Origin of the sequence: Paenibacillus sp. FSL R5-0527 (genome assembly GCF_038008055.1) — a bacterium.
In the GTDB taxonomy this organism is placed as follows: domain Bacteria; phylum Bacillota; class Bacilli; order Paenibacillales; family Paenibacillaceae; genus Fontibacillus; species Fontibacillus macerans.
The window spans coordinates 5,160,770-5,182,351 of record NZ_JBBOYI010000001.1; the positions used below are offsets into that span (position 1 = coordinate 5,160,770).

A 21,582-nucleotide genomic window follows, 5' to 3' on the forward strand; every position below is an offset into this window, starting at 1 on the left:
ATTTGAAAAAAAGGTTTAATTTACAAAATAAGGACATGGTTCACCACTAACGTAGCATTTAAATCTGTGGAAAGATACATTTTCTGGGCACACCAATATTCTAACGGTTGCCACAAGCGCTATTTGTTCCAATACCGTTGATTTCAAATTGTAACGGTTGCCATGGAGCTTATTTGCTGAAAATCGGTAATTTTTGCTTGGATTCAGGCAAATAACGCCGCTGGCAACCGTTAGAATTTCGAAATGGTCTTTTTTCGGCAAATAGCCGCTACTGCAACCGTTAGATTTCGGATGGTTCTACGGGAAAGCTTGAGCAAAGGTTAATTGCAACGCCAGTGCGGGAAATGGGCAAATAACGTCAACTGTGTCCGTTAGGGATTCACTTGACGTGACCAACTGCAAAAGTGCATTTGATTTCCCCGCGAATCTCCCGTTTTATGCCGTTGAAATGCAAAAGTACATTCCGTTGAAGTTCATTCGACAAAAAACGATGCTTTTTTGTCCGAAAATGAAATGCACTTTTGCATTTGGTGAGCCACTTTCAGTGCTTTTGACCGAAAATCGCCTGCACTTTTGCATTTGGCAGCATTTTGGCGCGGGCTCCCTGCGTTTCCTGCCTCGAATTAGGAGACAAGCCGCCGGACCTCACAAGCCATGGCTTTGGCCCCAAGGCGAATCGCTGACCCCCCACCACAGCAAAAAAACTAATATGATGACGAATATATATAATAGCGAATTAAAAAACCATCTTGTCCATTTCAGCCTTTGCGAAGGAAACAATTCCCTGCGGGCGGGCAGTTCCATAACGTCCTGCTCTGTTCCGGTCAAAGCGGATGCCGCCCTAGCGGGCGAAGCCGAGGTCCTCGGCCGCGGCATCTCGAACGAAACCTCCGCTTCCGCGGCTGTTGTGTTATGATCTGGCGGGCTTGGATTTCCCCGGGATTTTTCGATTTTCTCCACTAGGTGAACGCGGCCGCGGCGGTTTCTTGGCGTTGTTTTCGACCTGCCGCGGCCGTAACGTTCCAATCGACTCAAACGTTCGCTCATGACTCCCTCCGAAATTTGATCACTAATCCCGATACGAAATCGATCAGAAAATGGCATACAATCGGCGCCCATAGCGTCCCGGTTTGCATGTATATAAATCCTAACCCGTAGCTGCTGGCAAATACCCATCCGGTCGGAATCCAGTGCCGCAGGTAGCGGACGTGAATGGCGGCGAACAAAATGCTCGTCCAATAGACGCCGATGCCATGCTGGATCGCTCCGCGAAACAGCAGTTCTTCACAGACGGCGACCATTGCCGAAATAACGGCAATATGCCAGACCGGGCGGCCCCGGAACAACTTGGCGTTGATCCCCCCGTCATCCATGCTTTCCTCCGAAATAAACCGGGAGAGCAGAAAATCGGCGCCGAACATCACCGCGGCAAGCCCCAGGCTCCAATAGAGGAATTCGGCATGCTCCGGCCAGGCCAGCAAAGACAGCGGATTTCTTTTTTGAAAAAAAATGATGATTAAGCCGATAAATAAAGTAAGCCCTTGCGTCAAATATAAATTGATCAATAGCAAACGATCGTCCAGCTGCCCGGGATCGACTTTTTGGATCTTCACCTTGCCGAATTTGAATTTTTTCATAGTTTTTGTCAATCCCTGTCCTTTATTATTATTCTAGCCTATTCAAAACCATTTGTAAGGAGGAATTCATAATGAACAGCAAAAAAAATACCCGTCAGGAAGCGTTTTTTATCATGGGCTTTCTGTTCACGCTGATCGTCGGATTCGGCACGTTTCTGTGGGGCTTTCAGACGGGCATGAACAAAATCGAAGCAAAATACGCTTACCTCAAAGTCGTACCGCCGGGGCAGGAAACGGCCGTCTCCTATCAGCAGCAGGATTTGGTCTCTTTTTATTACGTTGTCTTTCAGCCGTATCAGCAGTTTAAGGAAGCCTATCTTTCCCGCCTGGAGCTATTGGAACAGGACGCAACTTCATCCGAATCAAGCGCTTATCTGAAGGAGATCCGCGAAATTGCCGACCGTGGGTATGAGCAGATCGCAGCCCAATACATAACCGATTCTTCTCCTCTGCTGAAGGAGGCGCAAACCGATTATATGAAAAGCTTGAAGCTGTTCAATCAAGGCGCCGGAGCGGTAAAACACAAAAAAGGAGCAGCGCTCGCGGCTGCGCTGAAACAAAACGAGTTCACCGTTGAAGCGGTAAACTTCGGGCTTGAGGCGCAAAATAAATTTTATTCGTCGATTCTTAAATGGACGGCGAAGACGAACAGTCAAATCCCGGCCACGTTCGATTATAAAGCAAACATCCCGGTTCAGGAATGGTCCAAATATCCCTTGGCCGTCAAAAACAAAGCGGTCGCCGATATGATGCAAAGCGAAAAGCGGTATGAAGCCTACCTTCCCCAAGACATGACCGCGAAAATTGACCAAATGATCAAAAGCGGCCGAGCCAAGGCTTTAAATCTTAAAACTGTGTCTTCCATTGTGAAAATTGTCACAGAAACTGAAGCCGTCAAAGGGGATGAATTTTCCCGCTTCAAATCGTCGTATTATGCATCCGAGCTGCTGCCCGAGCTCCCTATTTTCACGGAATACTAACCGGAAGATCGGCCGTTCCCCGGGGATAACAGACGTTTTTCGACATTATCAAAATCATAACCAAAAAATCAGCCGGGTTCAAGTTTGGCAAAAGCCCCGGGATACGGGCCCGGGTTATTGCCGCTATTTATTCGGGAAGTAGTTGACACCTTGAGGCGGGGCGTGTTACATTATGAAAAATTACATTTGACGAAAGGCTTTGAAGGAAGGAAGTTGTCGGAAAGCTCCCAGAGAGCCGGTGGTGCTGCAAACCGGTAGCGGAACGATGAACTTTAGCGATCCTGAGTCACTGCGTTGAACGTTCAGTAGGCGCAGTCGGTGAACTCCGTTATCAGTCTGTCAGCGATGACAAATGAGGCTGCTTCTGCGAAGGCGCAGCGAATTAGGGTGGTACCACGAACAACTCTCGTCCCTTACTACGGAAGTAGTGTGCGGATCGGGAGTTTTTTTAATGCCCGCACGCCCTTTTATGGGCTGGCATCTTGTGGGACGCACCCCATTATCTCCATTCTTTTCTGCAGTAACGAAAAAAAGCGCTAATGCACTACCGTAAGCTTATGCTCCGAAGAGAGTTTTTTACGTCGAACTTTCAAGGGAGCCTTGCTATACAAAACTTAAGCTTATGCTTCCGAAGGAAGTTTTGTACGAAGAACTTTCGAGGAAGCCTTGCTATACAAAACTTTTAGGAGGTTCAAACATGTTTAAAGTTTTAGTATCGGATCCGATCAGCGATATGGGGATTCAGCAGCTGATGGATGCAGACGACATCGCGGTCGAGAAGAAAACGGGACTCAGCGAGGACGAGCTTGTAGAAATCATCGCCGAGTATGACGGTTTGCTGGTGCGCAGCCAAACGAAGGTCACCGAAAAAATCATGGCCGCCGCTTCCCGCTTGAAGGTGATCGGCCGCGCAGGAGTCGGGGTCGACAACATCGACCTGGAAGCCGCTACGAAACGCGGCATCATCGTGATTAACGCGCCGGACGGCAACACGATCACGACCTGCGAACACGCCTTCGCCATGATGATGGCGCTCGCCCGCCATATCCCGCAGGCCTACGCCAAAACGATCTCGGGCCAGTGGGACCGCAAGTTCCTCGGCGTCGAGCTGCGCAACAAAACGCTGGGCGTGCTCGGCATGGGCCGGATCGGCAGCGAGGTGGCCAAACGCGCCAAGGCGTTCGGGATGGAGATTTTAGGCTACGATCCGTTCCTGACGGAAGATCGCGCCGAGAAGCTTGGGGTCAAGCTGGCCACGGTCGACGACATCGTCAGAAACGCCGACTTTATTACGGTCCACACGCCGCTGACACCGGAAACCAAGCATATGATCGCCCGTCCGCAATTTGAAGTGATGAAAAAAGGCATGCGGATCATCAACTGCGCCCGCGGCGGTATCGTCGACGAACAGGCGCTGGTTGAAGCGATTGATCAAGGGATCGTGGCCGGCGCCGCCTTTGACGTCTTCGAAAAAGAACCGCCGGAAGCGGATCATCCTTTCCTGCACCATCCGAAAATTATCGTCACGCCTCATCTTGGCGCTTCCACGGTGGAGGCTCAAGAAAACGTTGCGATCGACGTGTCGGAGCAGGTGCTGCATATTCTGCGCAGCGAGCCGTTTAAAAACGCCGTCAACATGCCGCCTGTCGCACCTAGCGTTATGAACAAGCTGCAGCCTTATTTCGAGCTTGGCGAAAAAATCGGCGTGTTCCTGTCCCAGCTTAACAACCAGGCGGTCAAAGAAATTCACGTCGATTACGCCGGCGACCTGGCCGAGGTGGATACGCAGCCGCTTACGCGCTACATCATCAAGGGCGTATTGTCCCGCCATTTCGGCAGCGACGTAAATATCGTCAACTCCATGCATCTGGCGAAAGTCCGCGACATTAACGTTGTCGTGTCCCAGGCTTCGGCGACGAAAGGCTTCACCAACCTGATCAGCGCCACCCTGAAAACGCAGGACGGCGCGGAACGCCGGATCGCCGGCACGCTGCTTAACGGTTACGGAGCCCGCATCGTGCAAATCGACAAGTTCCCGGTCGACGTTGCTCCGGAAGGGCATCTGATCTTCATTTCGCACAATGACAAACCGGGGATTATCGGCAACGTCGGCACCCTGCTCGGCAAAAACGACGTCAATATCGCCTCCATGCAGGTCGGCCGCAAGCTGGTCGGCGGGGAAGCGATCATGGTATTGACGGTGGACAAGGCCGTGACGAAAGAAGTGCTTGACGATCTGACGAAGCTGCCCGAACTGAATAAGGCGCTGCAAATCATTTTCGAATAATGTTCCACGATGAACAAGATTTATCTGCGGTATTCAACAAAAAAACATCCTTCTCTTGCGAAGGATGTTTTTCTTTTTACGATTATTGTCCCGTTTCGACAGGGAGCGCGATGTGAAAAACGGTACCTTTGCCGACGCCGCTTTCGGCGCGGATCGAGCCGTGATGGGCGTCGATGATGTTCTTCACGATGGAGAGGCCGAGTCCCGTTCCCCCGTTCTCTCCCCGTACCCGGGCTTTGTCCGCCTTGTAAAAACGCTCGAAAATAAACGGCAGATCGTCGCTTGGAATCCCCACCCCGCTGTCCTTAATCGAAATGTGCAGCTCGTTGCCGGGCTCGCCGTCCCGGGTGGCTGCCGAAATGCCGATCGTCCCCCCTTCCGGCGTATGCCGGAAGGCGTTGTCCAGCAGGTTGGTGAGCACCTGCTCCATCCGGTCTTCGTCCGCTTCCAGGCAAAGCGGGCCTTCGCCCAGCTCAAGCTTCAGGTCGATGCCATGCTCTTTGGCCCGGACCATGAACTTGCGGTACACCCGCTCGGCAAGCCCGCGAAAATCAACCGGCCGCTTATCCATATCGGTATGTCCCGCTTCCATCCGGGCAAGGTCGAGCAGATCATGGACAAGCCGGCCCATTCTCAGCGATTCCTCATGGATCACCCGCGCCAGTTCCGCGCTTTCTTCGGGAGAAGCCGCCATCCCGTCCAGCAAAGCTTCGCTGTACCCCTGCATCATCGACAGCGGCGTGCGGATTTCGTGCGAGACGTTGGCCACAAAATCCCGGCGCATCTTCTCCAGGCGCACCTCTTCAGTAACGTCGCGCAGGACGGCGACCGCGCCGCGGATTTCCCCGTCCGACGACAAGGGGGCCATATGGACCGACCACACGCCTTTCATGACATGCACGTTCATCCGCTGGTCGCCTTCCCGGTCCAGCACACGGCGAAACATCTGCAGCAGCGGCTGCGGCGCCAACCTTCCCCCGGCGTCTTGTCCGCCTATTTCGAAGCCGGCGTCTTCTTCATCCAAATCTCCCCACATGCTGAGGATTTGATCCCCCGGCGGATTCGTCAAGATGACGGCGCCTTCCCGGTCCAGCGTAATGACCGCGTCATTCATGCTGCGCAGCACGCTGGACAAATGCTCCTTCTCGTGCCTGAGGCTGCGGATCGTATTTTCCAACTCTTCCGCCATATGGTTAAACGCGATCGCCAATTCGCCGATTTCGTCGCTCGTTCTCAACGAAAGACGGGTATCGTATTTGCCTTTGCGCACCGAATCGGTAGCCTGAATCAGCTTCTGCATCGGCTGCGTGATTTTTGTGAACAGAAACAACGCAAAAAACGTCGTAAGCGAGAACCCGATCATCGCGACGATGACAAACAGTCTCTTCACGGCTCCGGAATTGGTGAAATTCGTATCGATGTAAGGCAGCAGAAACAACCCCATCAACATCAACACGCAAGCAACGAGGCAGGTTATCGTGATCCAAAGCTTGCCGACCAGCGTTCTCCAGAAATTCACTTACTTCGCGACCTCCAGCTTGTAGCCCACGCCCCATACGGTCGTGATCATCGCGGCGGCTTCCGGCGAAACCTTGTTGAGCTTCTCCCGCAGCCGCTTCACGTGGGTGTCGACCGTCCGCAGGTCGCCGAAAAATTCATAATTCCAGACGTCCTTCAGCAGTTCCTCCCGAGAAAACACTTTATCCGGGGAAACCGCCAAATAATGCAGAAGCTCATATTCTTTAGGCGTCAGGCTGACCTCCTGGCCGCTTGCCGTAACCCGGTGAGCGTCATGCTCGATGACGAGATGAGGAAACACGATATTGTTGCTAGTCCCGCTTTCTTTGGACAAATAGGCTGTCGCCGAGGCCCGGCGCATGATCGCTTTCACCCGGTAAATCACCTCTCTGGGGCTAAACGGCTTGACGACGTAATCGTCGGCGCCCACTTCAAATCCCTGAACCCGGTTGATTTCCTCGCCCTTGGCCGTCAGCATCAGCACCGGCGTCGATTTGATCTGTCTCAGGCGGCTGCAGACTTCGACCCCGTCGATTCCCGGCAGCATAACATCAAGCACGATCAACCCGTAGTCGTTGACCGTCGCTTTTTTCAAAGCCGTTTCGCCATCCTCGGCCTCATCGATTTCGTAGCCTTCTTTTTCCAAATACATTTTAAGCAGCCGGCGGATTCTTTCCTCATCGTCGACTACCAAAATGCGGTTCGTTTCATCTGACATTAACAACAACCCCTTCATCTTCTTACCTATTGCGCGTGAGCTTCCATTTGATGTGCTGCTATTTAATCGGTGCCCGCATAAGAATGCAGGCCGGCGATAACCAGGTTAACCCCTACCAATGTGAACATGACCACGAGGAAGCCCAAAACCGCTAGCCAGGAAGCCCGGCGGCCTTGAAAGCCCCTCGATAAACGAAGGTGCAGATACGCGCTGTAGAACAGCCATGTAATCAGGGCCCATACTTCCTTCGGATCCCAACCCCAAAATCTTCCCCAAGCCTGCTGCGCCCAGATCATCGCAAACACAAGCGCGCCCAGGGTAAAGATCGGAAACCCGATCGCGATCGCCCGATAGCTGATTTCATCCAGATCGTCCGGATCGATGGCCCGCACCGCCGGAGCCAGCGCCTGAGCCAGCGGTTTGCGAAGGAGCGCACGAATCAGTACATAAAGCACCGCTCCCGTTAGTATTGCCCAGATGATCGTATTCAGCTTGCGTCCGGCATTGGCGCCGTTCATCCAGGAAGGGGCCTCGAACAAAGGCTGCGCCATTCCCAAAAACGGTTTGATTTGCGCAGGTTCGCTATGATACGGTGCTACGATCGGCGGAAGCTGATAAACTTCTTTTCCTATTGTACTATCCCCTTGTACTTGGCTGTCAATCTTTGTCTCATTTTGTATGAACACCGCTTCATATCCGGCGGCCCGGAAAGCGAATACGGAAACAAGAAAGCCCACTACTATCATAATCGAAAAAAACGTAAATTCAATCCACCGTTTTTGCCGGCGCGCGGATTTATCGGTTCCTCTAAAGTCGATGACCCGCAGCAAATACATTAATCCGGCGATAAAGCCGACGGCAAAAAATGATTCTCCCGTAGCCGCCAGCGTGACATGGATATACAGCCAAATGGAACGCAGCGAAGGAATCAGCGGCTGAACCTCCTGCGGAAACACGGCGGCATAGGCCATAATGATAATCGCCAGCGGAAGCGCGAATACGCCGAGCAAAATTTTGCGGTAGATCAAAAAGACGACCGTAAAGGCGATCATAATCATCATCGACAAAAACGTCATGAACTCGTACATATTGCTGACCGGCACATGCCCGCTGTAGGCCCAGCGCGTTCCGCAATAGACTAAATGCGAGACGAGGCCCAACGAGGAGGCCGCAAACGAGATGCGGCCCCACTTGTGCTCATGCCGCTTCGGGTCGCGGTTTCTCCACGTTTTCCCGGTCACGGCAACGATATAAAAAATAAAGGCAGCGCAATACAGGAAAAATGCGATCATAAAAGCTGCCCGGCTGATTTCCAAAAATATCATGGACGTTTCCCCCCGTTTTCCAATGACTTCTCATCCGCATCAATACCCATCGCTTTCAGAAACGCGGACACTTCGCGGCGCATGCCAAACCAGTTTTTCGTCGTATGCCCGCCCAGCGTCAGCTTGCCGCCGTCCACGCGCAGCCAAATCCGGCGATGCTGCCAGTAGAATCCCAGAACGAGCCCGAGCATGACGATCGCCAGCCCCAGCCAGACAAAGGGCATCGCCCGGTCGACGCGGATGTTCAGGTAACTGGAGGCGCTGATGAAATCGACATCCTCCATCCCGAGGACATCAAGCGTAAGCTTGTTCTGCAAACCGCCCAGCTTCTCGTTGATCGCATCCTGCTGGAAGCGTTCCTTGTCGACCTGTTTCGGGAAGTAAATGTATTGCGCGCCTTCTTTGGGCAAATCCGGACCTTTGACCAAAAATAAAAAGGCCGGCGCGTTGGGCTCCCCGGACAAGGAGACCGGCTGCCCTTGTTCATTCAGGGAAAATTCCATGTATTTGTTCTGAAGCTCCAGCGTGTAAGGCCCCAGCTTAAATTCGCGCTGCGGATTCTTCATCTCCAGCTTGAATTTCCCGTACTGCTCCCCCGTCACCTTGTCCACCAGCACCGGCTGCACGGAGCGCAGCTTCGGCGTCAGGTCGAAGTCGAACTGATACGCCTTCAGGCCTTTATAGCTCAGCGGGTCGTTGACCCGGATCGCATGCCGCTCCACTTCCTTGAGCTGGGGGTGCTTCGAGGGATCGTCGCAATCGGCGGTGCATTCGTACAGCACGGCCTGCGTTTCGTACAGCTTCGGGACAATCTTGCCGGTCTTTTTGAAGTCCTCCGACATTTCGTCCTCGCTGTAATATTCCACCGTGAATTTTTCGTTCTTCAAATAAAGGTTCGTATCGGGAATCCGGGTGATTTCCCCCTCCGGGAACCAGTAATGTTTGTCCATGTGCAGTCCCGGAAGCCCGCGGAACAATACGGCCAGCAAAAAAACAATCAGCCCGATGTGGATGACATACGGCCCCCAACGGCTGAACCGCTGTTTTTCGGCCAGCAGCGCATCCCCGTCCGTATGGACGCGGTAATGTTTTTTGCGGAGCGGCTGGACCGCCCGCTGGACCCAGGCCTTGCCGTCCTCGCCGATTTGGCCCTGGTAAACGATTTTTTGCCGGGTCAAAAACTCCGGATGTTTGCGGATCTTCTGTTTTGAAAGCGCTTTGTAAAGCGGCAGCACCCGATCCAGGCTGCAGATGACGAGGGAGGCCCCGATCATCACCAGCAGCAGAATGAACCACCACGATTCGTACGTGTGCGATAAGCCCAATCTGTAGTAAATCTCGCCGATCGTTCCGTATTTATTTTTGTAGAAGGTGGAAGGATCGAAATTGATAAAATTGCTTTCCTGCTCGAATATCGTGCCGAGACTGGCGCCGATCAGGGTGATGATGATCAGATAAACCGCGACTTTCACCGAGGAGAAAAAATTCCATATCCGGTCGATGAAGTTCGGGTTGGCCCGCTGCGATCTTCTGGCCACGCCGTCGTAGCGCATTTCCAGCAGCTCTCCGGGAGCTCCGTCATCCTGCAGCGGTTTTCCGCAAGATTCGCATAACACGGTGCCGACCCGGTTCTGGTGGCCGCATTCGCATTTTGTATTTTCGATGAACGCCATTTTCCCCCTCCTCTCCTATCAAGGGTTAACCAACTGAGCAATTTGATCGTCGAGGGTGTCAAGGTTCAGCTCTCCCTGATGGATGGAGGCGATTTTGCCTTTTTTGTCCACAAAAAACGTCGTCGGCATCGGCACGATCCCATAATCGCGCACCGCCGTGTTGTCGCTGTCGAATAAAATAGGAAATCCGGCGCCGGTCTGCTTGACGAAGTTTTCCACGGTCATCTTGTCCTCCCCCGTATTGATCCCGAGGATGACGACGTCCTGATCCTTCCACTTTTCCCACTGGGTCTGCAAGGCGGGCATTTCCTTGACGCAATACGTGCACCAGGTCGCCCAGAAATTGATGACCACCGCTTTGCCTTTGTAATCGCCAAGTGTATGTACGTTGCCATCAAGACCCAGCAGCTTGAACGCCGGAGGCTTCTCTCCTACGACGGGCTTGCCGGAGTCGTCGCCAAACACCGCGTTGCTGATCGCATAACCACCCAGGATAACAATTAGCATTAAGATCACGATCTGAATCGGCCGTCTTGCCTTTCCCATCGAAAACTTCCTTTCTATGAACATAATCATAAAGCATTGAACAAATCGTGAACACTCTATGAACATTATAACGAAAATTGCCACAATTTCAGCCTTGGGAAATATGAATATTATGTGACGCGCGAAAAGTGCGGCAATATTTATTACTCGCCTAGAGGGCTGATTTCATTCTTACGATCGGAGTTAATAAGTTGAACTAGTGATTGAGCGGATAGGGGCAGACGGGTGAAATGTTCTTCCGAAGCAGCTTTCTGCCAGAAAGCTTTTAGCTTCTCCAGAACCATTTCACCTAGGTTCAATATTCTAAAACGGGTATGCTTTAGAATATTGAACCCTCTTGCCTTTGCCGCTGATTCATTTACGCACTATTTGCGCTTGGGAGCAGGGGTAGAGGAGGCGCTGCGGGCTTGCTTGTAGAGGCCGTCGACCTCTTCTTTGGTCAAGTGGCGGTACAGCCCCCGCTTCAAATTGCCGAGGTACAGATCGCCGAAGGAAATCCGCTTCAGCTTGGATACGGGGTGAGAAATCGCATCGAACATGCGCCGCACCTGACGGTTTCGCCCTTCATGAATCGTGATGGAAATGGTGGCGAACTTCCCTTCCGGATCGACGTCATGGTACTCTACTTCGGCCGGAGCCGTGATGCCGTCCTCAAGCATGATTCCTTTCTTCAACTTTTCCAAATCATCGCCGTGCGGCACCCCTTTGACCGTGGCAAAATACGTTTTGGGCACATGGTGTTTCGGATGCGTCAGCAAATGGGCGAATTCCCCGTCATTGGTCAGGAGCAGCAGCCCTTCGGTATCGTAGTCAAGCCGTCCTACCGGATAAACCCGCTCCTTGACGCCTTTTAAATAATCGGTGACGATTTTTCTGCCTTGCGGATCCGACGCGCTCGTAATAACTCCTTTCGGCTTGTTGAATACGAGATACAGCTTCTTTTCCGCGCCGATCGGTTTGCCGTCCACCGTAATGACGTCGGCGGCCGGGTCCGCCTTAGTGCCCAGCTCCGTGACGGTTTCGCCGTTCACCTGCACCTTGCCGCTCAAAATCAGTTCCTCGCATTTACGGCGGGAAGCCACGCCCGCACCGGCTAATATTTTCTGTAATCTTTCCATGATCAATAGTCACCTCATACACATGATACCCATAGACGCACAAAATCACAATAGCCGCCGCGCGTACAGAAAAAAGCCGCCCACAGCGGCTTGGAAAACGCCATGAACGGCCCTGGCTTCATATAATCGTCTAATCATCCAAACAGCAGCAAACAAACGGCGATCGCGGCCACAAATCCGACCGCATCGGAAAACAGCCCGACTTTCAAGGCATACCTGCCGTTTTTGATGCCGACCGCGCCGAAATAAACCGTCAGCACATACAGCGTCGTGTCCGTGCTTCCTTGAATCGTCGAGGCGATGCGGCCGATCATCGAATCCGGGCCGTACGTTTTGATCAGATCGGTCGTAAAAGCGAGCGATCCCGTTCCGGTCAGCGGCCGCAGGAAACCAAGCGGAAGCACCTCGGGCGGTACGTTCAGCCGCGCGAGCAGCGGCGCCATCCAGCCGACCAGCGCGTCCAGCGCCCCCGAAGCGCGAAACACGCTGATTGCCACCATCATGCCTACGAGGTGAGGGATGATGCCGATCGCGGTGGAGAAACCGTCCTTGGCCCCGTCAACAAATGATTCATAGACAGGCACTTTTTTTAAATAAGCATATAACGGTATAAAAGCGATCATTACCGGCACCGCCCAAGCGGAAACCACGTTAAGCCAATCCAGCAAGCGGCATCACCTCTCCAGCAAAGTCGCAGACGGCGTGGTCGGGGGAGCCTGGGGCGGCGTCCTGCGCAGGCTCCGCCTCCGGTACCAGCGGTCCGCCACAATGGCGGCCGCGGTGGCAATCGCGGTGGCGAGCAAGGTGGAGCCAACGATTTCGGCCGGATTCGCCGAATGGAAATTGATGCGGATCGCGATCAGCGTCGTCGGAATCAGTGTGATGCTCGCGGTGTTCAGCGCCAACAGCGTGCACATCGCCGGCGACGCCGTTTCCTTGTCGGGATTGAGCTGCTGCAGCTCCTGCATCGCCCGGATTCCCATCGGCGTGGCGGCGTTGCCTAGGCCCAGCAAATTAGCGCTCATGTTGGACAAAATGTAGCCCATGGCCGGATGGTTTTTCGGCACGTCCGGGAACAGATAGGCGACCACCGGACCGAGCAGGCGGGAAATCGCCTTGACGAGGCCGGAATCCTCCGCCAGCCGCATGATCCCAAGCCAAAACACCAGTACGCTGATTAGTCCGAAGCAGACGGTAACCCCCGTTGCCGCCCCGTCGAAGGCGGCCTGCGTCACCGTCCCGATTTCCCCTTTGGCCGCCGCAAACGAAAATCCGATCAGAATAAGTGCAAGCCATATTTTATTGACCAAATGGTTTCCCCTCCTCTGCCCAATAAATAATCTTCCCATAGCCTTCCCTGCATGAGGCAGCCGCATTAATCGGCCAGCAACAGGGTTTGGATTACTTTTTTGAACGTTCCGCCCCAGGCTTCCGGGAATTTTACCCGGTTGGCATATGCCCCGGACTCCGCCCATAACGACGTATTTCCCGAATCCTTGGCCCCCCAGGTATCGGCCGTCCGGCCCGGTGTCTGCCCGTCCGTCCCTTGTTCATAAACGGGAACGGCGCCGATTTCTTTGCCGTCCAGCATCACGCTGATTTTTCCCCGATAGCCAAACGAGGCGGCGGCCGGCGAGCTGAGCTTCAGCCTTCTTTCGATTTTCTCCTGTTCCCCTTTGGCCAGCGGGTAACTGAAGCCGGTTCCCGTAATCAAACCGCTTTGAACCGTTTGGCCCTCCTCGATAATTTTCGTCAGCGGAAAATTCGCGAATCCGTAATCGAGCAGCTTCCGGTGATCGTTCCAATCATCCCCGTCGTTTAACGTGACGACCGCCAGTTGCTGGCCGGCTCGGGTCGCCGAGCTGACAAGGCAGCGTCTGGCGATTTTCGTATACCCGGTTTTCACGCCATCCGCCCCTTCATAGAAACGGAGCATTTTGTTTTTGTTCAGCCATTTATAGTCCCAAGGGTCGTTCGGATTCGGCGCCTTTTTGCTCGGCGTGCGGACGATTTCCTTAAACTGCGGATTTTTGAGCGCGTAGGCGGTCAGCTTGGCCAAATCGTTCGCCGAAGAGTAGTGGCCTTTCGCATCCAAACCGTGCGGATTTTGAAAATGCGAATGCGCCAGGCCCAGCAATTTGGCTTTTTCGTTCATCAGGTATACGAAGCCTTCCTCGGAGCCGCCGACATGCTCGGCAATCGCCGTGGCGGCGTCGTTGCCCGAACGGAGCATCAGCCCGTACAGCATATTTTCCAGGCTCATCTCTTCGCCCAACCGCAGATACAAAGACGACCCTTCTTTGGCGAAAGCGTTTCTTCCCACGGTGACGGTATCTTCCAGCTTCCCGTGCTCAATGGCGACGATGGCGGTCATGATTTTGGTCAAACTTGCGATCGGCAGCTCCTTGTCCCCTTCAAGGCTGTACAAAATCCGCCCCGATGTCACATCGATCAACGCCGCCGCCTGGGCGTGAATTTGCGGCTCGGCCGCGGAAGGAGCGGCCTGAACCGTCCCGGTCTGCAACAGAAGCGGCAAAATCAGTATCCCCGCCACCTTTCCGCAGAAGCTTCTCAACGCGCGGGATCGTGATAAATTCCTCATCATAGATTCCTCCGGTAATATGTAGCGAGTTCTTGGTTAACTATATGCGGCGGAAAGAGGGAGTATGTCCAAGCTTCCCGCCAAAAAAAGACCCCTCCCGGAGGTCCCGGAAAGGATCGGTCGGTCAGGCGAAAGGATTAACGGCAGGGGCAGGGTTCACATTCGGCTCGTTCATGCCGGCTTGAGCGGTCTGGGGGGCTTGCGCGGCCTGAAAGGTTTGGCCCATCATCATGCCTGCATTTGCGGTGCCGTTGCCCGGAAACATCGATTGGATTTTATCGATGAGCCCCGGAACAGAATCGATGATTCTTTCCACCAGATGGGTTTGGTTGTCCAATGGAACGATATGAACGCCCGCTTTTCCGACGACGAGAAAGGCGATCGGATTAATCGAAACGCCGCCGCCGCTGCCGCCGCCAAACGGATGAAGTCTGCCCCCTTCATGGGAAGCACCGTTTTTTTCGTCCACGTTGAAATCGCTGCCCCCGGCGGCAAATCCGAAACCGACGCGGCTGATCGGCAAAATGACGCCGCCGTCCGCCGTTTGCACCGGCTCGCCTACGATCGTATTGACATCCACCATTTCCTTGATGTTTTCCATCGCCGTTTGCATTAACCCTTGGATAGGATGTTCAGCCATTTTTTCACTCCTCCCTTCACTTTTAACACGCGAACTATAAGTACCAGTCCTGCATATATAGCATAACCGCAGCGAATTTCCGCTATGCAGCTGAGTTCCGTGGTAAATAACGGCTTGCCGCCGAATACAGGAACGACAAACAGCTTGGGTCTTTGTTGTAAAGAGATATGGCGGGTCAACCATCCGACCAGCGTCGATTTAAGTCCCCAAAGCGCTCCCGTTAAGGTCGCCGTATGGGCGGCATCGTCCAGCGCGACGTTTGTGGACCATTCCATTCCTTGAAAAGTAACCCGGCGCAGCGTCTTTTTCAGCCATTTTTTAAACCCCTTCGTCGCCTTTATCATTCGATCCAAATCATCGATCCACGAATTCACCTTATCCTTGTTGATGTCCCGCTTGCTGTCGGACGAATCAAAAATCATGTTTTCGCTTCGCTCCTGCTCAATCTCCAGTCCTTCCCGCCAGTTTTTCAGCAGGATGGAAGGCACCTGATAGTGCATGGATAACAGCCCGTAAAGCATCGTAATATCGAGCTTTATCGTATCGTCATCGTTTACTTTCCGGATGAACAAACGCAGGCGGACTTTGGACATCAAAATCAAAAAAATGATGAGCAGCAGCAGGATCAGGATGCCTCCGAGCCAAATCCACACGGGAAAGCCCTCCATACCTATCAAATAAAATTCTCCATGGTAGTATGCCTTCCCGGACAGGAAAAAATTCGCGAATTAAGAAAAACGCCTGACGGCGTTCTTTAATGGCTCTGACTTCTACATTTGAGCGATTGGAGGGATGGGTACTCCTGGCAAAACAGGCCGTTCAAAAGGTGTAGCCACCTTCCAAACGGCCTGCATTCAAAAATTTTCCTTGGATCCGGCGCCTTCTTCGCCGTCCACGTCGTCGAAGGTCAGCTGCTGCTCCTCCAGCTTTTGAAACAACAGCTGCGTCTCTTCCTCCAGCTGTTCCGGACTTTCGAAATCGGCCAGATCCGGCAAGTCGTCCAGGCTGGCCAGTCCGAAATAATCCAGAAACGCTTTGGTTGTCCCGTACAATATCGGACGGCCGATCGCATCCGCACGTCCTACTTCTTCAATCAGATCCTTATTCACCAAAGTATGGATGGCCCTTTCCGATTTCACGCCGCGGATCTCTTCGATTTCAACCCGTGTAATCGGCTGCCGGTAGGCGATGATCGACAGCGCCTCCAGCGCGGCCTGGGACAAGGAAGAACGGGACGGGGAGTAGGCCAGCCGCTCGAAATAAGGAGCGTGCTCCGGCAGCGTCGCAAGCTGATAATTGCCCGCGATCTGCACGATCTGCAGCCCTCTTTCGGCCCGCTCGAACGACGACTTCATATCCTCCAGCGCGTCGGCGACGAGTTCCTGCCGCTGCTCGGTTACCTCGGCCAGCTGTTTCAAGCTGAGGCCTTCTTCCCCGGCCAGAAACAGCAACCCCTCAATAATCGATTTCAATTCCTGAAAATCCATTGATGTTTCCTTCCCCTCTCCACTCCATGACAATATCATCAAACAATTTGTTTTGGTAACAAACGATCTGCTTCATCTTCATCAGCTCCAGCACCGCCAAAAAGGTTACGACGATCTCATGCCGGTACATCCCGTCATGCAGCAGCTTCGAAAACAGCAGTCTTCCGCCCCTCCCCAACTCCTGGAGGGCCGACACCACTTCCTTGATCCGGTCCTTGACCGATATTTCATCCCGATGGATTCGCGCTACCGTATTTCGCTTGGCCGCCCGTCTCAGCGCTTTCTGGAACACGGCGATCAAATCGGCGGCGTGCAGTCCTTTGACCGGATTCTCCACCACCTCGGGCATAAACGGAGTTAAATCCTCGGGCTCCTTCGAGAAGATCAGGCTCCGCTCCCATTCGCGCTCGTGCAAATGCCCGGCGACTTCCTTATACTTGCGGTATTCGATGAGCTTGCGGATCAGCTCTTCCCGCGGGTCCTCGTCATCCTCCATCAAATAATCGAAATCATCGTCAAATTCGATTACGGGCGGCTTGGGCAGCAGCATCTTGCTTTTCATCGACAGCAGCGTCGCCGCCATCACCAGGAACTCGCTCGTCACTTCAAGCTCAAGCTCCTGCATGTCTTGTAAATACTCGAGGTACTGATCCGTAATTTCGCTGACGGAAATATCCTGAATGTCGATCTCCGCCTTGTCGATCAAATGCAAAAGCAGATCCAGCGGCCCCTCGAAGGTTTCCAGCTTGTACAATACTGTCGTCAATGAACATCCTCCACCCGTAACCATACATATGTAAATAAGTTTACCTTAAAAATGAAAAAAGTAGTACCCTAACGTCGATTAGAGTACTACATTAAATAAGCACTATTTTAGCTGTTTCGTCAAGTTTGCCATCTCGATCGCCGTTATCGCCGCGTCCCAACCCTTATTCCCGGCTTTGGTGCCGGCGCGTTCGATCGCCTGCTCGATATTTTCCGTCGTCAAAACGCCGAAGATCGTCGGAACGCCGGTTTTCAGGCCAACCGCCGCGACGCCCTTGGCGACTTCGTTGCAGACGTAATCGTAGTGCGAGGTGGAGCCGCGGATAACGGTGCCCAGCGTGATGACCGCGTCGTATTTGCCGCTTTCCGCCAGTTTTTGAGCCGCAAACGGAATTTCAAATGCGCCCGGCACCCAGGCGACGCTGACTTCCTCGTCCTTGGCGCCGTGCCGCTTCAGCGCGTCCAGCGCGCCGGACAGCAGCTTGCTCGTGATAAACTCGTTGAAGCGCCCCACGACGATCGCATATTTTAACCCTTCCGATATTAAATGCCCTTCAAATACGTTTACGTTAGCCATATCGAATCATACCTTTCATTATTGGAATGAAAATCGCTAGCGGTTCGCCCTTCGGCCTGTCAGACCCGGGGCGACTCGTCTTGCTCAAGATCGTCGAACTTCAGCAGGTGGCCGAGCTTCGTCTGCTTCGTATGCAAGTACTTGGCGTTATCGGCGTTTTCCTTCATTTGAATCGGCACCCGCTCGACCACTTCCAGGCCGTATCCCTCCAGGCCTTTGATTTTGCGCGGGTTGTTCGTCAGCAGGCGGATTTTCCGCACGCCCAAATCCTTAAGGATTTGCGCGCCGATCCCATAATCGCGGAGATCGGGCGGAAAACCGAGCTTCAGATTGGCATCGACCGTATCGTAACCTTCTTCCTGCAGCTTATAGGCTTTCAGTTTATTGATCAGCCCGATGCCTCGTCCTTCCTGGCGCATGTACAGTAGCACGCCGTTCCCCGCTTCCTCGATCTGCCGGAGCGCCGCTTCAAACTGCGGGCCGCAATCGCAGCGATGCGAATGGAACACATCGCCGGTCAGACATTCCGAGTGAACGCGGACGAGCACCGGCTCAGTGCTGTTGATTTCGCCTTTAACCAGCGCCACATGTTCTTTCGAATCAACCTCGTTCGTATAAGCGACCGCGCGGAATTCGCCGTAATCGGTGGGCATCCGCACTTCGACTTCGCGGTTGACCAGCTTTTCCTTTTCGTTGCGGTAATGAATCAAGTCTTTGATGCTGATCAGCTTCAGATCAAACGTTTTGGCGATCTCGGCCAAATCCGGAAGTCTGGCCATCGTCCCGTCTTCCTTAATCACCTCGCAGATGACCCCCGCCGGATACGAGCCGCACATACGGGCCAAATCGACCGCGGCCTCCGTGTGGCCCGCGCGCCGGAGCACGCCGCCTTTTTTGGCGATCAGGGGGAACATATGGCCGGGCCGCCGGAAGTCCGCCGGCTTCGCGTTCGGGTCCATAATCCCTTTGACCGTAAGCGAACGTTCATAGGCGGAAATCCCGGTCGACGTATTTACATGGTCGATGGACACGGTAAAAGCCGTCCCGTGATAATCGGTATTTTGCGCAACCATCGGCTGCAAATCAAGCTCTTCGGCCCGCTCCTGCGTGATCGGCAGGCAGACGAGTCCGCGCCCTTGCGTGATCATAAAATTGATCACTTCCGGCGTCGCTTTTTCCGCCAGGGCGACGAAGTCCCCTTCGTTCTCCCGGTCTTCATCGTCTACGACGATGATAACTTTGCCTCGCATTAACTCGTAGATCGCATCTTCCACACGGTCCAATCGTATCTCGCTCATGCTTTTTCCCCTCCTGTTTCAACAAACTTTAGGCAAAACCGTTGGCGGTCAAAAACGGCAGATCGATTCCGGATTGGCCGGTTGGGCTGCCGGGACCTTCATCCTCAGGTTCGCCGTGATTTTTTCCGTATTTCAGCAAATGCTCCACGTATTTTCCCAGCACATCGCATTCCACATTTACCGTATCTCCCGGGCGTTTAAACGCAAGCACCGTCTCGGAAAGGGTATGGGGGATGATCGAAACGGCAAATTTCCCGCTCCCGGCCTCCACGACCGTCAGACTGATGCCGTCCACCGTAACCGAACCTTTGGGAATGATGTATTTGAACAAAGAAGATCGAAGCGGTGCGATTTCGTATACGACCGCGTTCTGGTCCCGGCCTGTGCCGACGATTTTCCCGACGCCGTCGACATGCCCCTGAACGATATGGCCGCCGAAGCGCCCGTTTGCCGCCATCGCCCGTTCCAGATTGACCCGGCTGCCCGGCTTCAAATCTTTCAAATTCGTATTCCGGTACGTTTGCGGCATCACATCGACCGTAAAGGAGGCGGCGCCTACGGCGGTGGCCGTGAGACAGACTCCGTTGACGGCGACGCTGTCCCCGATTTTGATATCTTCGGTGACCACCTGCGCGGAGATTTCCAGCAGCATCGCCTCTCCCTTGCGGCCGATCGACTTCATCGTTCCGATTTCCTCGATAAGTCCCGTGAACATCTCTTTTCCCTCCTCTGGTTCATTTACGTTTCGCTCCAAACCGGATAACCCCGGATGCACACATTATCTCCGATTTGCGTTATTTCCATATCCCGCAAGGTGACGGCGTCCCGCATCAAATCGAAGCCGGCAAACCTGAAATTCACCGCCGTCTCTTGGCCGCCGCCGATTAGCTTGGGGGCAAAAAACAACACGATTTCATCCACAAGCCGGTTTTGCAAAAGCGAGCCGTTTAAGCGGCCGCCGCCTTCCGCCAGCACGGACGAGATGCCTTTGGCTCCGAGCTGTTCCAGGGCAAGTTTGAGGTCCACCTGCGGCCCGTTTCCGCAGCGCATCACTTCGGCGCCCAGGCTTGTTAGCAGCTCCGCCTTGGCCGGATCGGCCCGCTCCGTCGTCAGCAGGATCGTCGGGGCCGCATGATCCTGCAGCACCTTGGCCGTTTCGGGAATCCGCAGCGTGGAATCGACGATCAACCGGACCGGCGACAGCCCCGGAACGGAAAGCCGGGTTGTGAGCTGCGGATCGTCGGCAACGACGGTGGAGACGCCGACCATAATCGCCTGATGCCGGTGCCGCATCGTATGCACGATTTCCCGCGCGCTTTCATTGGAAATCCATTTGCTGTCCCCGGTGCGGGAGGCGATTTTGCCGTCGAGCGTGCTGGCCGTTTTGACCGTGACGTAGGGGAGCCCCGTCGTAATAAATTTGATAAACTTCCGGTTGATCTTCACGGCCCTTTCCCGGAGCACGCCCACCTTTACCTCGATCCCCTGATCGCGGAGCATGGCGATGCCCCTGCCGGCAACCTGGGGATTCGGATCCTCGCAGGCGATCACGACCCGCTTGACCCCCTCGGTAATCAGCCGCTCGGCGCAAGGCGGCGTCAAACCGTAATGGCTGCAGGGCTCCAGCGAGACGTAAACGGTGCTGCCCTTGGCGTTCGCTCCGGCCATGTTCAGCGCGTGAACCTCCGCATGCGGCGTGCCGCGCTCAAGATGCGTCCCCAGGCCGACGAGCGCGCCGTCTTTTACGACCACCGCGCCGACCACCGGGTTGACGCCGGTTTGGCCTTGGGCCCGCTCGGCCATATCCAGGGCCAGCCCCATGTAGTATTCATCATCGATCACTTGCATTGCCTCTCGCCTCCCGCCGAATCCAAAATCACATAAATCTCAAACCAAAACCCCAAACAAAACCAAATAACCCTGCCGAAACCAATCCGGCAGGGTTGTATGAGAGTTATCCTACGCAAGACGCAAGCTAAAAGAGCAGACGGCAAAGACAATACCGCCAAAAAGACGGGTAGCCTAAAGACGCCGTATATTCAAGCCGCCATTTCATCGCGCAACTAAACTTTGTGAAATACGGAACTTGAAATACAAAAAGCTCTTTGGTTGCAAACACACACCGAAATAGTAAATAATCAAAGCATAGCTAAAACGAGCGTGTTTTTTCGCGTTTTCCTTCTCCCATCCAGACTATACTGTCGGTCCCGGAATCTCACCGGCTCAGCCGCTTGCGCTTGTTCAGCGCTTCGCGGGTCACGGACTCGTGCTTGAAACGGAGGGATTAATACCGACCGGCGAAAATCGCCGCTATCCGTTTCAGCCATCACCGTCGGTAGGGAATTGCACCCTGCCCCGAAGGATTGTAGCTTATTTGGTTGTGGTCCTATGACATGTCATAGGCTCTGCGG

The 21,582-nt window shown here is 53.9% G+C and carries 21 protein-coding genes, 1 riboswitch and 1 other annotated feature; of the genes, 3 read left to right on the forward strand and 18 right to left on the reverse strand.

Features of this window, described 5'->3' with window-relative positions:
• The first annotated feature begins 388 nt into the window (after positions 1–388).
• Positions 389–916 (forward strand): hypothetical protein, encoded by a 528-nt coding sequence (locus NYE69_RS22830; RefSeq protein ID WP_340928059.1) that lies wholly within the window; start codon positions 389–391, stop codon positions 914–916.
• A 127-nt stretch (positions 917–1,043) separates the two neighbouring features.
• On the opposite strand, the gene NYE69_RS22835 is transcribed toward NYE69_RS22830, so the two are convergent.
• Complete coding sequence (locus tag NYE69_RS22835) at positions 1,044–1,637, reverse strand: CPBP family intramembrane glutamic endopeptidase (protein WP_328271691.1); 594 nt, start codon at positions 1,635–1,637, stop codon at positions 1,044–1,046.
• Between the two features lie 71 nt (positions 1,638–1,708).
• Between NYE69_RS22835 and NYE69_RS22840 the strand changes: the two genes are divergently transcribed.
• The gene (locus NYE69_RS22840; protein WP_328271692.1) at positions 1,709–2,617 is read left to right on the forward strand and encodes a hypothetical protein; all 909 of its coding nucleotides are present in this window, start codon (positions 1,709–1,711) and stop codon (positions 2,615–2,617) included.
• A gap of 190 nt (positions 2,618–2,807) precedes the next feature.
• Positions 2,808–3,034 (forward strand) — a binding site (T-box leader).
• 280 nt (positions 3,035–3,314) lie between these two features.
• Positions 3,315–4,904 carry a phosphoglycerate dehydrogenase gene (gene serA, locus NYE69_RS22845; protein WP_340928060.1) on the forward strand — a complete coding sequence of 530 codons (1,590 nt, stop codon included), beginning with the start codon at positions 3,315–3,317 and terminating at the stop codon, positions 4,902–4,904.
• A gap of 82 nt (positions 4,905–4,986) precedes the next feature.
• On the opposite strand, the gene NYE69_RS22850 is transcribed toward serA, so the two are convergent.
• The 17 genes from NYE69_RS22850 to ribD form a co-directional block, all read right to left on the reverse strand.
• Complete coding sequence (locus NYE69_RS22850) at positions 4,987–6,423, reverse strand: ATP-binding protein (protein WP_340928062.1); 1,437 nt, start codon at positions 6,421–6,423, stop codon at positions 4,987–4,989.
• Positions 6,424–7,140: a response regulator transcription factor gene (locus NYE69_RS22855; RefSeq protein WP_328271694.1), complete on the reverse strand. Its 717-nt coding sequence runs from the start codon at positions 7,138–7,140 to the stop codon at positions 6,424–6,426.
• A gap of 62 nt (positions 7,141–7,202) precedes the next feature.
• Entirely contained in the window at positions 7,203–8,465 is a 1,263-nt protein-coding gene (ccsB, locus tag NYE69_RS22860) for a c-type cytochrome biogenesis protein CcsB (protein ID WP_340928063.1), read from the reverse strand.
• Complete coding sequence (gene resB, locus NYE69_RS22865; RefSeq protein ID WP_340928064.1) at positions 8,462–10,138, reverse strand: cytochrome c biogenesis protein ResB; 1,677 nt, start codon at positions 10,136–10,138, stop codon at positions 8,462–8,464. The genes ccsB and resB overlap by 4 nt, the downstream gene beginning before the upstream one ends.
• Positions 10,139–10,156: 18 nt before the next feature.
• Positions 10,157–10,684 (reverse strand): redoxin domain-containing protein, encoded by a 528-nt coding sequence (locus tag NYE69_RS22870; protein WP_036621886.1) that lies wholly within the window; start codon positions 10,682–10,684, stop codon positions 10,157–10,159.
• A gap of 365 nt (positions 10,685–11,049) precedes the next feature.
• A complete protein-coding gene (locus NYE69_RS22875; protein WP_340928065.1) occupies positions 11,050–11,802 on the reverse strand; it encodes a pseudouridine synthase in 753 nt (250 codons plus the stop codon).
• Between the two features lie 134 nt (positions 11,803–11,936).
• Positions 11,937–12,470 carry a spore maturation protein gene (locus tag NYE69_RS22880; protein ID WP_276323188.1) on the reverse strand — a complete coding sequence of 178 codons (534 nt, stop codon included), beginning with the start codon at positions 12,468–12,470 and terminating at the stop codon, positions 11,937–11,939.
• Positions 12,471–12,476: 6 nt separating this feature from the next.
• Positions 12,477–13,112, reverse strand: a complete 636-nt coding sequence (locus NYE69_RS22885) for a nucleoside recognition domain-containing protein (protein WP_316561025.1) — start codon at positions 13,110–13,112, stop codon at positions 12,477–12,479.
• A gap of 65 nt (positions 13,113–13,177) precedes the next feature.
• Positions 13,178–14,404: a D-alanyl-D-alanine carboxypeptidase family protein gene (locus NYE69_RS22890; protein ID WP_340928066.1), complete on the reverse strand. Its 1,227-nt coding sequence runs from the start codon at positions 14,402–14,404 to the stop codon at positions 13,178–13,180.
• Positions 14,405–14,528: 124 nt separating this feature from the next.
• Positions 14,529–15,044, reverse strand: a complete 516-nt coding sequence (ytfJ, locus tag NYE69_RS22895) for a GerW family sporulation protein (RefSeq protein ID WP_051985382.1) — start codon at positions 15,042–15,044, stop codon at positions 14,529–14,531.
• Positions 15,017–15,697, reverse strand: a complete 681-nt coding sequence (locus tag NYE69_RS22900) for a DUF2953 domain-containing protein (protein ID WP_340928067.1) — start codon at positions 15,695–15,697, stop codon at positions 15,017–15,019. Before NYE69_RS22900 ends, ytfJ begins: the two co-directional genes overlap by 28 nt.
• Before the next feature lie 201 nt (positions 15,698–15,898).
• Complete coding sequence (scpB, locus tag NYE69_RS22905; RefSeq protein WP_124332651.1) at positions 15,899–16,531, reverse strand: SMC-Scp complex subunit ScpB; 633 nt, start codon at positions 16,529–16,531, stop codon at positions 15,899–15,901.
• Positions 16,500–17,321: a segregation and condensation protein A gene (locus tag NYE69_RS22910; RefSeq protein WP_340928068.1), complete on the reverse strand. Its 822-nt coding sequence runs from the start codon at positions 17,319–17,321 to the stop codon at positions 16,500–16,502. The genes scpB and NYE69_RS22910 overlap by 32 nt, the downstream gene beginning before the upstream one ends.
• 78 nt (positions 17,322–17,399) lie before the next feature.
• The gene (gene ribH / locus NYE69_RS22915; protein WP_124332649.1) at positions 17,400–17,873 is read right to left on the reverse strand and encodes a 6,7-dimethyl-8-ribityllumazine synthase; all 474 of its coding nucleotides are present in this window, start codon (positions 17,871–17,873) and stop codon (positions 17,400–17,402) included.
• Between the two features lie 59 nt (positions 17,874–17,932).
• Positions 17,933–19,171, reverse strand: a complete 1,239-nt coding sequence (locus tag NYE69_RS22920) for a bifunctional 3,4-dihydroxy-2-butanone-4-phosphate synthase/GTP cyclohydrolase II (protein ID WP_240751852.1) — start codon at positions 19,169–19,171, stop codon at positions 17,933–17,935.
• A gap of 28 nt (positions 19,172–19,199) precedes the next feature.
• Complete coding sequence (gene ribE / locus NYE69_RS22925) at positions 19,200–19,886, reverse strand: riboflavin synthase (protein WP_328271818.1); 687 nt, start codon at positions 19,884–19,886, stop codon at positions 19,200–19,202.
• Positions 19,887–19,909: 23 nt separating this feature from the next.
• Positions 19,910–21,019, reverse strand: coding sequence for a bifunctional diaminohydroxyphosphoribosylaminopyrimidine deaminase/5-amino-6-(5-phosphoribosylamino)uracil reductase RibD (gene ribD, locus NYE69_RS22930; protein ID WP_328271817.1), 1,110 nt, complete (start codon positions 21,017–21,019; stop codon positions 19,910–19,912).
• A gap of 324 nt (positions 21,020–21,343) precedes the next feature.
• Positions 21,344–21,538, reverse strand: a riboswitch (FMN riboswitch).
• Positions 21,539–21,582: the final 44 nt, after the last annotated feature.

Excerpts from the sequence above, each read along its gene's own strand:
- NYE69_RS22835 (WP_328271691.1), bottom strand. The coding sequence starts at position 1,637 with ATGAAAAAATTCAAATTCGGCAAGGTGAAGATCCAAAAAGTCGATCCC.
- NYE69_RS22840 (WP_328271692.1), top strand. The coding sequence starts at position 1,709 with ATGAACAGCAAAAAAAATACCCGTCAGGAAGCGTTTTTTATCATGGGC.
- serA (WP_340928060.1), top strand. The coding sequence starts at position 3,315 with ATGTTTAAAGTTTTAGTATCGGATCCGATCAGCGATATGGGGATTCAG.
- NYE69_RS22855 (WP_328271694.1), bottom strand. The coding sequence starts at position 7,140 with ATGTCAGATGAAACGAACCGCATTTTGGTAGTCGACGATGAGGAAAGA.
- ccsB (WP_340928063.1), bottom strand. The coding sequence starts at position 8,465 with ATGATATTTTTGGAAATCAGCCGGGCAGCTTTTATGATCGCATTTTTC.
- resB (WP_340928064.1), bottom strand. The coding sequence starts at position 10,138 with ATGGCGTTCATCGAAAATACAAAATGCGAATGCGGCCACCAGAACCGG.
- NYE69_RS22870 (WP_036621886.1), bottom strand. The coding sequence starts at position 10,684 with ATGGGAAAGGCAAGACGGCCGATTCAGATCGTGATCTTAATGCTAATT.
- NYE69_RS22875 (WP_340928065.1), bottom strand. The coding sequence starts at position 11,802 with ATGGAAAGATTACAGAAAATATTAGCCGGTGCGGGCGTGGCTTCCCGC.
- NYE69_RS22890 (WP_340928066.1), bottom strand. The coding sequence starts at position 14,404 with ATGAGGAATTTATCACGATCCCGCGCGTTGAGAAGCTTCTGCGGAAAG.
- ytfJ (WP_051985382.1), bottom strand. The coding sequence starts at position 15,044 with ATGGCTGAACATCCTATCCAAGGGTTAATGCAAACGGCGATGGAAAAC.
- scpB (WP_124332651.1), bottom strand. The coding sequence starts at position 16,531 with ATGGATTTTCAGGAATTGAAATCGATTATTGAGGGGTTGCTGTTTCTG.
- NYE69_RS22910 (WP_340928068.1), bottom strand. The coding sequence starts at position 17,321 with ATGGTTACGGGTGGAGGATGTTCATTGACGACAGTATTGTACAAGCTG.
- ribH (WP_124332649.1), bottom strand. The coding sequence starts at position 17,873 with ATGGCTAACGTAAACGTATTTGAAGGGCATTTAATATCGGAAGGGTTA.
- NYE69_RS22920 (WP_240751852.1), bottom strand. The coding sequence starts at position 19,171 with ATGAGCGAGATACGATTGGACCGTGTGGAAGATGCGATCTACGAGTTA.
- ribE (WP_328271818.1), bottom strand. The coding sequence starts at position 19,886 with ATGTTCACGGGACTTATCGAGGAAATCGGAACGATGAAGTCGATCGGC.
- ribD (WP_328271817.1), bottom strand. The coding sequence starts at position 21,019 with ATGCAAGTGATCGATGATGAATACTACATGGGGCTGGCCCTGGATATG.